The sequence below is a fragment of the Alteromonas sp. G4i35 genome (genome assembly GCF_054960375.1).
The window spans coordinates 83561-99934 of the sequence record NZ_JBHNZD010000010.1; the positions used below are offsets into that span (position 1 = coordinate 83561).

The 16374-nt window shown below is 43.2% G+C and carries 17 protein-coding genes; 12 read left to right on the forward strand and 5 right to left on the reverse strand.

Features of this window, described 5'->3' with window-relative positions; translation table 11 throughout:
* The 9 genes from ACFI6L_RS08035 to ACFI6L_RS08075 all read left to right on the forward strand — a co-directional run bounded on the left by ACFI6L_RS08035 (position 1) and on the right by ACFI6L_RS08075 (position 10010).
* Positions 1–474: a peroxiredoxin gene (locus ACFI6L_RS08035; protein ID WP_014947810.1), complete on the forward strand. Its 474-nt coding sequence runs from the start codon at positions 1–3 to the stop codon at positions 472–474.
* Positions 475–905: 431 nt separating this feature from the next.
* A complete protein-coding gene (locus ACFI6L_RS08040) occupies positions 906–1715 on the forward strand; it encodes a hypothetical protein (protein ID WP_101563245.1) in 810 nt (269 codons plus the stop codon).
* Positions 1716–1724: 9 nt separating this feature from the next.
* Positions 1725–2759: an extracellular solute-binding protein gene (locus tag ACFI6L_RS08045; protein ID WP_462573743.1), complete on the forward strand. Its 1035-nt coding sequence runs from the start codon at positions 1725–1727 to the stop codon at positions 2757–2759.
* On the forward strand, positions 2756–4276 hold the full coding sequence (locus tag ACFI6L_RS08050; protein ID WP_014975321.1) for an ABC transporter permease: 1521 nt from the start codon (positions 2756–2758) through the stop codon (positions 4274–4276). The genes ACFI6L_RS08045 and ACFI6L_RS08050 overlap by 4 nt, the downstream gene beginning before the upstream one ends.
* Positions 4276–5307, forward strand: coding sequence for an ABC transporter ATP-binding protein (locus ACFI6L_RS08055; RefSeq protein ID WP_462573744.1), 1032 nt, complete (start codon positions 4276–4278; stop codon positions 5305–5307). The genes ACFI6L_RS08050 and ACFI6L_RS08055 overlap by 1 nt, the downstream gene beginning before the upstream one ends.
* Before the next feature lie 2 nt (positions 5308–5309).
* On the forward strand, positions 5310–6491 hold the full coding sequence (locus ACFI6L_RS08060) for a BaiN/RdsA family NAD(P)/FAD-dependent oxidoreductase (protein ID WP_462573745.1): 1182 nt from the start codon (positions 5310–5312) through the stop codon (positions 6489–6491).
* A gap of 422 nt (positions 6492–6913) precedes the next feature.
* Positions 6914–7456, forward strand: coding sequence for a hypothetical protein (locus ACFI6L_RS08065; protein ID WP_462573746.1), 543 nt, complete (start codon positions 6914–6916; stop codon positions 7454–7456).
* Positions 7456–8403, forward strand: a complete 948-nt coding sequence (locus tag ACFI6L_RS08070; RefSeq protein ID WP_462573747.1) for an RES family NAD+ phosphorylase — start codon at positions 7456–7458, stop codon at positions 8401–8403. Before ACFI6L_RS08065 ends, ACFI6L_RS08070 begins: the two co-directional genes overlap by 1 nt.
* A 38-nt stretch (positions 8404–8441) precedes the next feature.
* Positions 8442–10010, forward strand: a complete 1569-nt coding sequence (locus tag ACFI6L_RS08075; protein WP_462573748.1) for a protein kinase domain-containing protein — start codon at positions 8442–8444, stop codon at positions 10008–10010.
* Between the two features lie 579 nt (positions 10011–10589).
* Here ACFI6L_RS08075 and ACFI6L_RS08080 read toward each other — a convergent pair.
* On the reverse strand, positions 10590–10904 hold the full coding sequence (locus ACFI6L_RS08080) for a hypothetical protein (RefSeq protein WP_462573749.1): 315 nt from the start codon (positions 10902–10904) through the stop codon (positions 10590–10592).
* Positions 10905–11245: 341 nt separating this feature from the next.
* Between ACFI6L_RS08080 and ACFI6L_RS08085 the strand changes: the two genes are divergently transcribed.
* Positions 11246–11560: a hypothetical protein gene (locus tag ACFI6L_RS08085; protein ID WP_462573750.1), complete on the forward strand. Its 315-nt coding sequence runs from the start codon at positions 11246–11248 to the stop codon at positions 11558–11560.
* Between the two features lie 82 nt (positions 11561–11642).
* On the opposite strand, the gene ACFI6L_RS08090 is transcribed toward ACFI6L_RS08085, so the two are convergent.
* Complete coding sequence (locus ACFI6L_RS08090) at positions 11643–12377, reverse strand: protein NO VEIN domain-containing protein (protein WP_462573751.1); 735 nt, start codon at positions 12375–12377, stop codon at positions 11643–11645.
* A 91-nt stretch (positions 12378–12468) separates the two neighbouring features.
* Complete coding sequence (locus ACFI6L_RS08095; protein ID WP_462573752.1) at positions 12469–13332, reverse strand: hypothetical protein; 864 nt, start codon at positions 13330–13332, stop codon at positions 12469–12471.
* A gap of 145 nt (positions 13333–13477) precedes the next feature.
* On the opposite strand from ACFI6L_RS08095, the gene ACFI6L_RS08100 reads away from it, so the two are divergent.
* Complete coding sequence (locus ACFI6L_RS08100; RefSeq protein WP_462573753.1) at positions 13478–14320, forward strand: hypothetical protein; 843 nt, start codon at positions 13478–13480, stop codon at positions 14318–14320.
* 94 nt (positions 14321–14414) lie between these two features.
* On the opposite strand, the gene ACFI6L_RS08105 is transcribed toward ACFI6L_RS08100, so the two are convergent.
* Positions 14415–15086, reverse strand: a complete 672-nt coding sequence (locus tag ACFI6L_RS08105) for an OmpW/AlkL family protein (RefSeq protein ID WP_462573754.1) — start codon at positions 15084–15086, stop codon at positions 14415–14417.
* Between the two features lie 137 nt (positions 15087–15223).
* A complete protein-coding gene (locus ACFI6L_RS08110) occupies positions 15224–15691 on the reverse strand; it encodes a hypothetical protein (protein ID WP_462573755.1) in 468 nt (155 codons plus the stop codon).
* 224 nt (positions 15692–15915) lie between these two features.
* On the opposite strand from ACFI6L_RS08110, the gene ACFI6L_RS08115 reads away from it, so the two are divergent.
* Positions 15916–16224: a hypothetical protein gene (locus tag ACFI6L_RS08115; protein WP_014975326.1), complete on the forward strand. Its 309-nt coding sequence runs from the start codon at positions 15916–15918 to the stop codon at positions 16222–16224.
* The last annotated feature ends 150 nt before the right edge of the window (positions 16225–16374 follow it).

The window sequence follows — 16374 nt, forward strand, 5'->3', positions numbered from 1 at the left end:
ATGATACAAGTTGGGGGCACTTTGCCTGAAGTAGATTTTAGCCTTTTAGAAAACGGCGAAATAACCAACCCAGGAACGAACGAACTGTTTTCGGATAAACGCGTTGTATTGTTTGCGGTACCCGGTGCATTTACACCGACCTGTTCTCAAGCCCACTTACCGGGCTATGTAGCGCTTGCTGATAAGCTTAAAGCCAAAGGTATTGATAGTATTATTTGCTTAAGCGTGAACGATGCATTTGTTATGGATGCATGGGGCAAAGCGAGCAACGCTGAAGAGATCATAATGCTGGCAGACGGCAATGGTTTCTTTACCAAGCAAATTGGCTTAGACATGAGCACGGGCAATTTCGGCGGCTTGCGTTCGTTACGTTATTCCATGCTTGTGGAAGATGGCGAAGTGAAAAAGCTAAACGTTGAAGACCCAGGTCGTTTCGACGTTAGCGATGCGCAAACCATGCTAGATAGCCTGTAAGACCGAAACTACGGCGTTAATAATATCAAGAGCCCGCAACTAAGGTTGCGGGCTCTTTTCGTTTAGATGTTTGTGAAGGTTCGTTAATACCAGTCCGCATAGTTAATTACTCGCCCTTCGAGAAGGTCTGGCAAGCTTCTGAGTGGGCAACTATCTATGCGGCTTTGTATTCTTTAGTTAAGCGTATACTTGGTTGCCATTTTCATTAAAATGTAACCTATGTATGATCTGGCGCTCTGTAAATAGCGTTGAATATCAGTACGTTCAGTGAAGGTTAATGAACTTACATGCAGTATTCTGTGTCGAAAGTGCAGAAAAAATAAGGGCTAACACACTACGTTACTTAGCATGTGGGCTCGTTCAGTTACCTTTACTTGCTTAATGATAATAAGTATCATTTGCGCGAAAAGACAAATGTTTTAGGAATAATTATGACAACAACACTGAAAAAAATGAGTGCTTTGGTACTGGCTTCTGCGGTCACTTTCTCGATGCTATCTTCTCAGGCGCTTGCTAACGGTGCCATTGGCGATCACGTGAACAATCTTCACGCGCACATCGGCGAATATACGGAAGAGGTACATTGGTTAGAAAGCAAGTTTGGCAGTGTTGTTGATGCGTATGAAGCAAAAGATAAATCGCTTAAGACCGATGCACTGATTGAGTATTGGGAAGAGGTGGATTTTCACTCTGCTATTGAAACCCAGTATGTGCCTATTTACGCCTCTATTTGGCAAGGTATTTATGGTGTGAAAGTCGCCATTGATGAAGGCAAGCCTGTTGCAGACGTGCGCGAAGAGCAAGAGAAGCTAAATCATGCCTTGTGGCAGGCGTTAGGCGCAGTTAAACTTGCGTCCCAGTATCAAAAGAAAGGCTTAGTGAACAAGGTTCAAACCACCGAAAAAGAACCTACCACAGGCCCTGAAGTTATCGACGATATTAAAACACGTCTTGATCGTGTTGTTGCTAAATACGCGGAACAGCTTCACGAAGTAGCAACTACACTCGTTCACGATACTTACCTTCAACGATTTGAAGGTGTGGAAGGTGATTTGATTGCGAAAAACGCAGCTTTGGTTGAAGACTTGGAGAAAGACTTTAACGTAACGCTTCCACAAGCTATCTCAAAAGACACTGGCGTTGATTCAGTTCGTAAGGTCGTAGAGTCTATGCAGGCCAAACTTGACCGCGCTCGCGCACTTTTGGTTGAAGTAGAACAAAGTCGTAAAGACGTATTTTAAGGAAGGTGTATGCAACGTAGAACATTCTTACAAGGCTTAGCAGCGGCCGGTGCATTATCTGGTTTGCCATTTAGTTTTGCTCACGCTATGACACAAACAGGCAGTGTGTCAGTTGAGTCACTGCCTAAATTAGAAGGTGATCTCACACTTTACTTAGGTCGTGGTGAAGGTGGCTTGTACGAGAATGTTCTAAAGGCCATGGAAAAGCGCAATCCAAAGCTTAATCTTAAAATAAGACGCGGCGGCTCTGCGGCATTAGCCAACACCATCGTCGCTGAGACTAAGGCAGGCGTTAAACGCGCCGACCTTTTCTGGGCCGTAGACACGGGCTCTATTGGCATGGTTACTGATGCTGGCGCGGCTAAGCCGTTGCCAGACGACCTTACTGCGCAGCTGCGTGAAGATTTTCAGTACCCGAGCTGGTCACCGGTAACAGGTCGTGTGCGTACACTGCCTTATAACACTGAGCGTGTTAAACCGGAGCAAATCCCTGAAAGCGTGATGGCATTAGCCGACAGCGATTTAAAAATTGGCTGGGCACCCGCCTACTCATCGTTTCAGTCTTTTGTCACTGCAATGCGCATTTTAGAGGGCGATAAAGCCACTAAATCATGGCTTAAAGGCATTAATAAGCACTCGAAAAAGTACGCAGGTGAACTTGGTGTAGTGATGGGCGTTGAACGTGGTGAAGTCGATATCGGCTTTGCGAATCACTACTACACCCTTCGCCTTAAATCAGGTAAGCCGAACGCAAACGTAGCGCTTGCGTACAGTAAAAGCGACGCAGGTTGCCTAGTAAATGCGTCTGGTATTGTGGCATTGAGCGACGGTGACTTGCCGGTTAACTTTATTCGTTACCTGCTTTCGCACGAAGTTCAGTCTTATCTTGCTCGCGAAGCCTACGAAATACCTCTGGTTCAAGGGGTTGAACAGCCGCAAGGCTTAGCTGACCTAAGCACGCTGTCACCGCCTGAAATGGACCTTCGTAAACTGGCTGACTTACGCCCTACACTTAATCTTATGAGGGAAGTTGGCGTACTGTGACAAATTGGCCAAAGTCGTATCCACTGGCACTTCTTATCGCGCTGATGGCTTTATTGCCCGTCGGCGTTTTGTTTTCTCTAGCTCAAGATAGTGCGCAACTTTTTGATACCCATAACTTAAGGGTACTAGCGAACACGGTGTCATTGGTGGTGCTTACCATTATTGGCTCTGTACTTATCGGAGTACCGCTTGCCTTTTTAACCGCTTATGTGCAGATGCCATTTAAGCGGTTTTGGCTCATTTTACTTGCCGCGCCATTAGCACTACCAAGCTACATTGGCGCATTTGCGATGTACTTTTCATTTGGCACAGGTGGCGAAATTGAAAACGTACTGGGAATTAGCACGCCACCTATCAGCGGCCTTTGGGGCTCTGCGCTGGTCATGAGCCTTTATACTTATCCATTTGTCATGATGACAACCCGTTCAAGCTTACTGAGTTTAGATGCAAGCTTAGTTAACGCGGCGCGTACGTTAGGGTTAACCTTAGGCGCAAGCTTATGGCGAGTGGTTTTACCGCGTGTTGTGAATAGCGTTGCCGCAGGGGCACTCCTTGCTGCACTTTATGCGTTATCCGATTTTGGTACGCCTGCAATAATGGGCTTTGACACTTTCACCCGTGTTATTTTTGTTGAGTATAACGCCTTCGGTCTTAGTCAAGCCGCCATGCTGAGCCTTCAGCTAATGGTTATTGTTGGGCTTATTCTATTTATAGAAAGTCGTATTAGTGGCGCTCAAGAGCGCCCAGGTAAGCATTTATCGTTGTTTCCTGCTCGCTGGCAGCGAAACCTAATGTTGCTGGCTACTATGCCGGTGGTATTTATGGCTATTGTGCTTCCCCTTGCTATTTTTACGCTGTGGTTAGTGCGAGAAGGCGCCGGCGGTTTTGAATTTAGCTATGCGTGGAACTCAGCTCATGCGTCATTTATTGCAGCGATTGTTGCTGTATTACTAGCCATTCCGGTGGCTCACGCCGCTATTGCCGGAAAAGCTGGACGTTTTATGGAGCGCATTACTTATTTTGGCTTTGGGGTTCCGGGTATCGTAATGGGGACGGCCCTGGTTTATGTTGGCCTTCAGTTGCCAGCGCTCTATCAAACGTTAAGTCTGCTTGTGATGGCTTATGTACTGCGCTTTATCCCACTTGCTGTGGGAAGTGTAAGAAGTACGGCTGAGAATATTGATTCAGGTCTGGTAAAAGCCGCTCGTGTGCTAGGCGCTAGCCCGCGTGAGGCATTTATGCGAATTACGCTGCCATTAACCCTTCGTGGTATGATAGCGGGTGCAGCGCTTGTGTTCTTAGAAGCCATGCGCGAACTACCTGCAACGCTTATGTTAGGACCTACAGGGTTTGAAACCTTAGCTACCTATATGTGGCGTGTTTACGAAGCGGGTTACTTTGGCCGCGCAGCCGTGCCGGGGCTTTTACTTGTTTTATTATCAGGTGTGGGATTAATTCTCATGCTGTCGGGCGAAAGAAAAGCCCAGTTTACCGTTACCGAGGATGATCGTTCGTAATGCTTAGTGTAAATAATTTGTCTGTGAATTATGGGTCTACCCGCGTTGTCGACAAGTTAAATCTTGAGCTTGGACAAGACGAAATCCTGATGCTGGTGGGGCCAACCGGCTGCGGTAAAACCACCATTTTGCAAGCGTTGGCTGGGCTTATTCCTATTTCAGAAGGTGCTATGAGCCTAGGTAAATGGGAGAGTACAGCAAACAAACATGTTCCGCCTGAAAAGCGTAACGTGGGTATGGTGTTTCAAGACTTTGCGTTGTTTCCTCATCTTACCGTTCAGCAGAACGTTTGCTTTCGTTTAAAAGACACTAAGCTGGCCGATCATTGGCTTCAATTATTAGGCCTAGATAACTTCCGCGATGCAAAACCTACACGTCTTTCTGGCGGTCAAAAGCAGCGCGTTGCGCTAGCAAGAACGCTAGCTCACGAACCTTCCTTTGTATTGCTAGACGAACCCCTTTCAAACCTTGATGCTGCGCTAAAAGACAGCTTGCGCTGGGAAATTCGCGATGCCTTAAAAAAAGCAGGCGTACCTGCTATTTGGGTAACGCACGATCAAGAAGAGGCGCTAAGCGTTGGCGATAGAGTGGGTATACTTAATAAAGGTGTGCTTGAGCAATTAGACACACCTGAAGCCTGTTACTCTTCTCCTGCCAGCCGTTTTGTGGCGCGTTTTATGGGCGAGGCGAGCTTCTTAAGTGCGACGTTCGATAGCAGCGCAGCAAATACAGACAAAACAGTGGTTACCGATATTGGTAATGTGCCAGGCACACCGCTTCAAGGTGCAAGTGGTAACGTAGACTTATTGGTACGCCCTGACGATTTAAGCTTAGATGCTACACTTAGTGAAACTAACTGTACGGTTGAATGGGTACGCTACGAAGGCGAAAGTCGGCTTTACGCGGTTGTCTTAGATTGCGGCGACGAGCTTAAAGTACGAGTAAGCCACGAAAATGCTATAAAGCCCGGTACTCGCGCCTTCGTACAGCTAATAACCACACATCCATTGGCCGTTTTTCCTAGAGGTTAATTGTGATCAAGCGCGATGTAATTGTTATTGGTGCAGGAGCTGCAGGGCTTTTTTGTGCGGCGCAGGCCGGCGCGCGTGGACGCAGCGTAGAAGTGCTTGATCACGCCAAAAAAGTGGGCCGAAAAATCCTGATGTCCGGCGGTGGCCGCTGTAACTTCACTAATATGTATGCAGGCCCTGAAAACTTTCTTTCGCAAAACCCTCACTTTTGTAAGTCGGCACTAAGTCGCTATACCCAATGGGACTTTATTGGCTTGGTTGCCGAGTATGGCATTGCCTACCATGAAAAAACCTTGGGCCAACTGTTTTGTGATGATAGCGCCAAAGAGATCGTCGATTTACTGCTTAACGAGTGCAACAAAGCGGATGTGACGATTACTACTCGTTGCGAGATTCTAAGTGTTGAAATGAATGAAAGTGGGTACTCACTTACAACCTCGAATGGTGAGTATGAATGTGAATCCCTTGTAATTGCTACCGGCGGTTTAAGCATGCCAAAGCTAGGAGCAACGCCATTTGGCTATAAAATAGCGCAGCAATTTGGTCTTAACGTTTTACCTACTCGCGCAGCACTTGTTCCCTTTACCTTGCACGATAAAGATAAAGACACACTGGCAGAGCTTAGCGGTATCGCAGTTGATGTATATGCCAGCTGCAACAATACTACGTTTAAAGAAGCGATGTTGTTTACCCACCGAGGGTTAAGCGGCCCTGCCATGCTCCAAATTTCCAGCTATTGGGAAGCGGGTGACAGCTTAAGTATCAACATGCTACCTAATGATGATGCTACTGCGGTTCTACAGACTGCACGCACAGAGACGCCAGACGCATTGCTTGCCACCTGTTTAAATAAAGTATTTCCAAAGCGTATGGTACAGAGCCTTATTGAGTATCATAGTTGGCGCAACGTGCCGGTGAAACAGCTGACTCACGGCGAGTGCGACGCCATTGCTGATACCCTAGAGAATTGGCAAATAAAGCCAAACGGCACAGAAGGCTATCGCACTGCCGAGGTTACTATAGGCGGTGTAGATACCAAGGACCTATCATCAAAAACCATGATGGCGAAAAATGTCGAAGGCCTGTACTTCATTGGCGAAGTGGTTGACGTAACTGGTTGGCTCGGTGGCTTTAACTTCCAGTGGGCATGGAGCAGTGGTTGGGCAGCAGGGCAGGTGGTCTAATGTATGGAGCAAATTAAAACGAAGACAATATCAAAGCTAAATTTCATCTTAACAGGCTTAACCAGTTGATAGATAAGCTTTAAATTCTATGTTCGTTTTTTTGCTTAAAGTCCTATCGAGTTTTGCATGCTTTAAGCCCAAGCAGCCTTAAGAGCCGGATCATTAGCAAACAGCTTATACTGCTCTAATTCGCCTTTGCGTCGAGATAAAATTACTTCTTTGAGCATGTTCTAAAACGCAAGTTCACGGTTCTGCGGATCGATACGAAAAGTTGTACTGCTTATCGAAATAACCTACTTTAATCATTTAATTGATGGACTTATTTGAGTTTCATTTTTTATACATGTAAAGGCATGCTATTGAATAAGCCTATGTAATTATCTTTGAGTCGAATACGAAAGAAAAAGAACAAGGAAGTAACCGTGCAGAATTTTTTTACAGCCCTAGAAACCGTGGGCTTCAACGATACAAACAACGTGCAAGCACTCCATACCGGCATCGCGAAAAATACCGTTACATCTAGTTTGACGAGTTTGCTGCCACAGGATTATCTCGATGTAATTGAAAAGTTTGAAGATCCCGAAAAGCGAAAAGCGCTTTTGGCCGTGGCGAACAATATTAGTCTCTTTATCAAAACTAAATTCAATGACTCCAGACTATCTAATTCATGGTATTTAAGAGGAACGTTACCGAATTCATATCATCAAGGGTTGGGAACCAACAAGCTTTCAGTCCTCGCTAGTAAGCTAATCAGGCTTGATGAGAGTATTCGAAAAGACAAGGAAAGAGTCCGAGAATTGGACGCAAAATTAGCCAACAAAGAAAAGGTAAGCTCGAAGACTCTGAATTCACTAGACAACACAGGTCAACGACTAAGAGAAAATTTAGCGCAGAAAGACAGGCTTCAAGAGGAGTTCTACTTCGCATTTGTTGACCTTGAATCCTCCGTTGGAGGGGTCTACTAATGAAGTTATATCGCAGTATAGAATTTAGTCGACTTACTTTTTTGATTGATGAAGAACACCAATATCGGTGGAAAATGCTCGATGACGATGCCCATGCGGAAAACAATTATTCGAACTGGTGGTTGAAACAAAATAATCAACTTCCCCGACATCAGATGATTAAAAATGTTGTGGCAGAAAGTGCTACATTTTTCGAAAAAAGTGCGGATTTTAATTCAAAAATTGGCGGACGTTTTAACCCCGCTAAAAGTTTTGGGGCTATTTACGCGTCTTCCTGCCCCACTTTATCCATGTTGGAAGTGCTTTATCACGTGTTTTCCTCTTCACTGGGACTTTATAACAACCTTAAGAAGTCATCGGATAAACTGACTTCATCTTTTAATGTCCCTGTCCCTGAAAAAATTGTAGTGATGATAACGGCGCTGGAACTTGAGATTAACGAAACTAACATGGCTACCTTGTGTGATAGCGCCGGTGAATTTCGTGAGTTATGCACAAGAATGGGGTTCTCACGGTATATTGATGAGCGTTTCAATGAAGATTTTATGTTTGGTAATAACTATGAAATTACAAATATTCTAGGTTGTTATCTTCATTCCACTAGAATGGACCCAATCAAAGCGCCATCTGCACGTATCGCGCTAAACGAGCAAAACAATGGCAAATTCAACGTCATTATTCCGGAAAAGCTAGCCTTAACGCTTAATCCTGTCCTCACCGGCAAATTTCGAGAATATGTGTGTGTCATGGACATGGAAGAGAGAAGTGGCAAGCACAAAATTTCTATTCGAGCGGAAGGAGCCCTGTCGCACTCTTCAGATATTTATTTACAGAGTAAGCCATCCAAAACCAACGGCCGAATAAGAAGCTTTAGTCAGATTGACGATACCAAAGAAAACAAAAAGCGCTTTTCACGAGATGTGCACCTTCAGCGATATGAAGTTTGAACGCTGCCGTAAGTTAGTCAACATGGATCATTAAAAGAATGGATACGCAACTTAAAGGTTACCTCGAAGATTTCGTATTTCGCGGCAAAATTGTGGATACAAAACGTGGCAGGGGGGGCTTGATATTTATCGTTCAACAAGCAGGGAGCAACAGTAAAGTCGCCTTTAAAACCGTCCAAGAGTTCGAAGAACAAAAGTTGGACAATATTGAACGATTCAACAGAGAAGCTAAAAATTGGTTTTCAATCTCATCACATCCGATGGTTATCACACCTTTTTACATTGAGAAGGTGAATGGTTTTCCACTTATTTGTATGCCTTACTGCGAGGGGGATTTAAGAGAGCTAATAGACTCTCGCCCCTCGCTAGCTGGCACACTCATTCTAAGCATTCAAATCATTAAAGCGTTGCTGGCGGCAAAAGCCCGAGGCATGAAATACCACCAGGACATCAAACCTGAGAATATCCTTTATCAAGATCTCACGAATAAGTTTAAAGGAATAGTCGAGCCGGATGACGACGACGCATGTAAATACATGGTTCGCCTCGCCGATTTTGGTGTTGTGAATGCGTGGGATGATGGACATGCAGGGGGCACCAATTGCTACAAAGCCCCCGAACAATATGACGGCACAACAGCCGAAGGTTTTGAACCAGACATTTTTGCTGTGGGCGTTATCATGGCGGAACTGTATCAAGGCTACCATCCTGCGACGACAGACCCTGAAACAGGTGTACAAAAATGGCGGGGCTCCAAGCTCAAGAAATGGGCGGAAAAGGGGCTTCATCATTTTTCACCGTCACAGTGCGACTCCGCCCTTGAGTTACTACAGCTCATTAAAGAAATGCTGCATAACCAGCCTTCAGAAAGGCCCTGCCTGGAAAACTGTTATTCACGTCTCATGACTATATTAGGCCGTTTATCGCCGCGAGCTATACAAAGGCTAGAGTTAACATTCGAATACTATGACTACATTGATGCTTTTTGTGAAACGCAGAGCCACTTCGATAGATTGTTGAGGTTAGCCACTATTGATGCCGAAAAGCATGGTGTCATACAGATATTGCTTAACAATATTTCCGATGTTGTTGAAAAAGGTATTAATACGAATGAAGAACTCGTGTTTGCACACCATATTTCAAAGGGGGTGGATAAATTCATCAATGACTTGCCGGTAGAAAATTACCTCGTAATCGAAAGGTGTACAAAGCAGATTATTGACTACGTTATTTGCAACGAGTCGTTAATTACATCCGAGTTACTGTATCCACGCTTTGCGTTTAAAACACCAGAAGGGCCAAAGCTTGCTTCCAATCATGAAACGAAAACGGAGTTTCTTTGTAGTGGAATTAATCGGTTAAAAAGCCTGAACCGATTTGATTTGGATACTCAGGAAAAAATAGACTCTGGTGGCAATATTGTTAAGGCTTGCCTGTTAATGAGCGAGGCAAGTAAAGCGTACGTGAACAATCAGCATAAACTCGCTTGTGAACTTTTAGAACAAGTAATTGCATTAGTTCCCCCAGAACCTGAGTTAACGAGCTTACAGAAGCTTTGGTACGAAGCGCGAAATTTATTTCAAAATCACTTTCGCTCAAATAGGTGATTACATGCCTTTCTTTCCGTTAATTATTTCTGTAACTGAGTGAAAAGCGGACTTCGTGGATAGAATCGTCGTTATTCCTCAAAACATCCTATTAATAGGGTGTTTTGGCATGTTCTGCCAATGATGACTCGTTGAACATAATGTCTTCTTATGCGCCATTAGGCCCATAATCGCAATTGACGCTCTAACTTCCCTAAGCGTACCATTTATCGCACTTTTCTAGTCAACTCTGGGATAAACGAACGCCAACCATAATGGATTAATCGGCTCGCCAAATTTGCTAACGCCGCTTGTTGATTGAGATATTGTGATGGCAATGCCACCGAACGGGCAATGTAAACGAAAGGCCTTTGCCTTCAGTCGCGAACACATCATGCTGATAGAGACAGCAGAAAGCAATCCAATGTTGTTCGGGTTTGATAACTGCTCGGACATCATTTAAGTCATGATCAATAGTTTTTATAAACGATGAGTTAGTATCATGTTGATACTAACCCCATTGATGCATTCAACATGTGAAAACCAATGCCACATGCTACCGTTTGCCATCAACAATCAAAGGTGAGTGATGTCTTATGATTACGGTGCTGGTGCGAACAAAAACCAACTTAACCCATTAAAGCCGCCATCATATTCAATCAGCACTGCGTCTGGAATATCGATGATTGCTACCACTTCTGCCGGTGACAGTGATTCAGGGTCCGTAATACCTTGCTGCTTAAGCGCTTCTGCGACTCGCTCTGATACATAGCCAATGCCCTCGCTTTCGAAGCAGGTGTATAACACAGTATCGTCCGCTTCGATATCAGCGACCTCTTCCTCACCATAAATGCAAATACCCGAAAAGGGTGAATACAGATTTACATCTGATGTTTTCAATTTAATGAGAGCCATGTCATTCTCCTATTTGATAGCAAAAGTCGCGTTATACCATAGGTTTAAAAGTCCATTCACACTGAATTTTGCTTTGTAGCAGCAATTGAGTGTTATTTAAACGGGAATGATTAATCAGTAGACGTTTTTGGCTGTAAAGTGTGTGTGAGAGTACCTGTCTAGATACGATTGCAATAGTTAGCAATACGAGATGTTGGAACGAGATTCAATAGGCTAAGTGGTTCTCATGCTGTAACTGTGTCGCAAAAATCGTTGGCAGCGAGAGGAAAACAAGTATCGTCAGTTTCTAGGAGTTCCTCTATAATCTTAAATTCGGTATATATCATTAAAAAGGGAAGTGAATGAATAAAGAAGATATTTACGCTCAGGTATCTGTTGAAATAGAAGAAGGAAATATATACCAAGGCTTGTGGGCAGAAGCATTTAGTAAGGCTGAAGGCGACCTTCAACGTACTAAAGCTAAGTATATTGAACTTAGAGCCAATGCCATCATTAGACAGTTCAATGAACAGAAAAATTACGAACGAGCAAAGAAACTCAGAAATTTATTCACACCAAAGCGCCAGCCACCCCCAGAAGTTAGCAAGTTTGATGGAAAAGAAGGGCTAATGACTGAAAAGGCCAAAGAATCAGTTAGGCGCTTGTTTCGGTGGTGACTCTCCCCGCATGCACAACATATGGCCTTTTAAGATGTTTTCTCTCACACCAGTATTGATATGCACTCGTAGGCAAGTTTGCCTATCGTAATTTGCACTCCCAGCAAAGAGGTTCTAAGTCGAATTCCTCTTCCATTTCACGAGCATTATAAAACGCTAATGCCGGGGTAGTGAGGGCATCTGACACAATTGCTAGACGCCAATTTGGATCTACTGAATGTTTACGCTCGTTTCTGCTAAGGAAAAAGCGTTGTTCATTTAAAGATGTGCCTTTAACTTCTATTTTTAGACACTTCTTACCTTTTTCAACAAACAAATCGTAACCACAATTGTCTTTTTGTCGATCAATGATCTTGTAACCTTGATTAGTAAAATAGGCAACCACGTAGTTTATTGCTGCGCTTTCAACCTTTTTGCGTTGTATTGGGTCTGGAAAGTTCTTGGGCTGAACACTCACAGTGTCCTCAGGTTCGGGTGATAAAAACAACACTCCGTCGAGCCCAGCCAAAGGGCGGCTCTTTCTATGCTTCTCAATTATGTCAAGGTCTTGTGAATAGCGATCGGCTTTATATTTGCCCATATACTTCCAAGCATTTACTGCTTGTTTTACATAAACTGGAACATACTGTTTTTGGGACACAAAGAGCTTGGCGTTAGCAATCTTGCGTGGCCCACTGCCAACAACTATTATCTCGGGGGCTTCTGGATTTAAATCAGTTGTAATTGCTAAACCCTTAACAATATTTTTCTTTGTTCGAATATAAGAGTCACCGCCAGCAAGTTCTTCTGCTAACTGTTTAGTGGTTAAAATGTCCATATTAATTTCCGTGGTTTTGGTGGTTGAAATTGTGGGATATTTATAAAGTCTTTGTTATTTCCGATGTTGTGTCTATAACGAAATCGTTTAGCTATGATTTGCTTTGGTCGATCATATTGCTTTCCCAATCGTCTCCGTCATAAGGAAATAGCCATTCTTCTCTCTCAGATAAATAGTACGGTTCTTCATAATATTCAGCGTCAACTGCTTCAGAGAGTGAAAAAGGGTTGAGGTCTTCTTCAACTTCATAGATGTGAAAAATATCTTCTTCTGGCTCGGGCAAGCATCGGCTTCTTGCAGTACGGATAGGATTAATTTCATGCAAGTTTATAAAAAAATTCGAAGAGTTTGAAATTACACGAATTGTTGTGCAGTACTTTTTTGAAAGGCGTTTTGCTTGTAATGAAGCTTCTGAAAATGTATTAAAAACTAGCCAATTTGATTGTCTGATTTTTTTCAAGCGTGAGCGTATTGCCCCAGGTGTTCTATTCAGTTTTGAAGCCATTAGGCTTTCAGATAGGCCATCAATCATACAATCTATTAACGCATTAACGTCATGAAGTGACCATTTCGCGTAAGATTGTTGGTGTACTTTGCTAGGTATGATAATTGAATATGGGTCGTTTTTCGGTTCAAGAGAGTTACCACGAAGTGTGCTTTGGTTCGCTTCATAACTTGCAAATTTTTCTTTATAGTGTGGCTTAGGTTGAATCGGTTGATGAACTCGCTCTCTTTCTAACGGAGGTAAATCACTGTTCGCTTTTGATTGAGTTGTTGATTCATCCGACAACAAAAAACAAATGAATAAACCGGTAATAATACTTGATAGGAAAAAAACCTTAGGAAGTGCAGCTTCAACACAGTAAGACTTAAAACAGCCCCCGTAGCCTATTTGATTAATGATCAAAATAGCGATAAACGAAACTATAAAACAGAAAAGTGCTCGTAAGATCATTGTTTTTTTGCGATTCCTTATGCAACAGCCGATGTACTTAACATCTACTTATCTTTGAAGTATAGGGTATTTGATAACAGTTTGATATTTCTATATGAAGCTCATTTACTTATAGAGTTTTTGTTAGTAAGGAAAAGGGAGATTCATGGAAACAGCGTTAGTATCTAAAAATTTCTGGGGCGATGAGCTATATCAAAAACGCGCTCGTGAGGCTTTACCAATATTGGTTAGACAAGCTATTTGTGGAGAAACGATTCACTATTCTCAGCTCGCATCAGAGTTGAATATGCCCAATGCCAGGAACTTAAACTACGTACTAGGTTGCATAGGTAATACATTACAAGAAGAGAGCGAAGCTCATGGTGTTGAATTACCACCTATCCAGTGTTTAGTTGTAAACAAAGAGACCGGCTTACCTGGGGAAGGCGTGGGGCAATTTATATCTAACGTTGATTTCAGAGCACTTAACAAAAAGCAAAGACATGTTCTTGTTCAAAGTCAACTCGCCAAAATATATGCGTTTCCCGATTGGCTGAAAGTCCTAGAAGTTTTGGGCTTACAACCTCCTCAATTTACAACGATTTTAAAACAACAAATTGGTTTTAGTGGTGGCGAAGGCGAGCGTCATAACGCGTTGAAACGCTATATAGCTGAAAACCCCCATTTTATAGGATTGGCAAAAAGTTTGCCGAAAGGTGATATTGAGTATTACTTACCATCGGGTGACTCCGTTGATGTAATGTTTGTCTGGCGCAACCAATTTATTGCTGTAGAGGTAAAATCTAGAATTTCTACGACTGAAGACTTAGTTAGAGGAATGTTTCAATGCATTAAATATCAGTCAGTGACGGAAGCGATGCTCAGCGTTCAGGGACTGCCGCAAAATGTACGAACAATATTGGTACTCGAGTCGAAAATGCCACCCGGTCTCAAAAAGGTTCAGCACATGTTGGGAATCGAGATTATAGATGAAGTTGGAATGCCATAAAGTTCGTACAAATACGTTTTCGTTACAATTCATAAAACCTCACCACGCTCCAAATTATCGTACACTTTGCGGAAATCAAAGAACTAAACGGTTACTAAAACCGGTAACCTAGCGAAATAGCATAGACAAAGGGGTCTATTTCAATAGCGCTCACTGAGCCCCGGGTATCACCTAGGTTGAAGCTTGCTTCTGTGTCTATATCTATCCAACGAACGGCGGCATTCAAAAACCATCTTTCGCTTAACTGATAGTCTATTCCCACTTGTGCGGCTAAGCCAAACGAGTTATCTAGAGATAAGTCACTAAGCCCTGCCTCTTCATTAGCTCCCGTAAATTGCTCGTCATAAATAAACGTATAGTTTAGGCCCGCACCCACATAGGGCTGAAAAGCACTTGATGGATCGTTAAAGTAATAGTTAACCGTCACTGTGGGCGGAAGGTGGGTTACTTCGCCTAGCTGGTTACCTGTTCCTAATGGGTTGTCGATAGCGAAATTAACGTCATGTGTGAACGGCGTTGCGGCTAATACTTCTACGTTAATCCTATCCGTGATGAAATAGGCCGCGGTGAGGCCCAACTGCGTGTTGTTATCAATGGTCAGGCCAAAACCCAAGTCATCACCCACGTTAATGTTTGAAGACGATTCATCAGGTGCAACCGTGGCAAAGCCACCTCGGACGAGAATGTCGCCTTTTTCAAATGCAACTGCACTGGATGCTGAAGCAATAAAGGGAAGGACGGTTAGTGCTAAAGCTAAGTTTTTCATCGTAGTCTCTCAGTCTGATAATTGAACACAGATAAGACTAAACAGACTTACTTAAAAAGAACTTTCTAGAAGATTAACGTTAGATTAAAAGCCTTCGTTATATAAAAAGCTAAAAACGGCGCAGTATTGCGCTGTAATCAAAACGACATACCAATTGCCAGACCAGCAACCACTGCACTTTTATGATTTCGATGATAGTCGTAATGAAGCTGCGGCGATATGTTAACCCCCGATACTTCAAACTCATACAAAAAGCCTAACCGGGCCACCTCCATTTTATGGCTGCCGTGGAACTCAACGCCGGGGCCTATTTGTGCAATAAAATTATTGGTAATGTGCAGGTCAGCAACAAGCAAGTAGGTATAAGCGTCTAAGTCTTCAAACGCGTATTCAGCCACAAAGCCTACGCCTAAAAAGTCGCTCACACGGTATTCGTAATCGATACCTAGTGTAAATGCGTTTCCGCACTCTTTTGTGTAAGTGGTACCTACCAATGCAGATAAATGATGGGGTGACGTTTCCCAATGATGAGCATTTCCCTTTGCAACAACAACGGGGGCAAATACCAAGGCCGCAACCAAGCCTAACGCTATTTGAACTCGCATAGTGATGCTCACATAAATTTAACGGTGACTACCTAGAAAGTTTCTTTCTAGCACTAATGAGAGCGTAGGCATCAAACGGCTATTTCACCAATGAACTTTAGTTGAAGTAATCGATTGGCCCAACTTAGTCAGCGGTAGGCGCGTAGTTATGCTTACATCTACCCATAACATCAAAATCTCGCTAAGGTGTCTGTATACAAGCCACCGAAGGAAAGAATAAGATAATGATTGATGAGAAACAGAAGGTACGTTTTTTAGATGCTTGTACCGAACAGCTTATCGCGCTTTATACAGCCAGCAAAAACGGTAAAAAGGTCGATGCTGAGAAATATCGGGTACAAGGATTTATGCACGCTGGCGAGCTTCTAGGGATAATTACCAATGAACAGGGCAAGGCGCTGATTGCCGACTTACATGTACAGGTTTTTGGTGAAACTATTGATGAGCGAGCGACAAGAAAACGTAAACTTAATGCCCTAAAAGAATCTGATCCCGATGCATATATTGAGATTCCCGCAATTGAAAGACGTTAATTGGGACCAATCGTTAGCTCAGAAGCAATGTATACATTTCTTGTCATTCCGCAGGATATTTTTCAGCGTTCTCACATTTTTAAACTAAGCTTAATGGGTGTGAGTTTTTATACCAGAATATAAATACTCATAACTCATCTTTGTGTAATA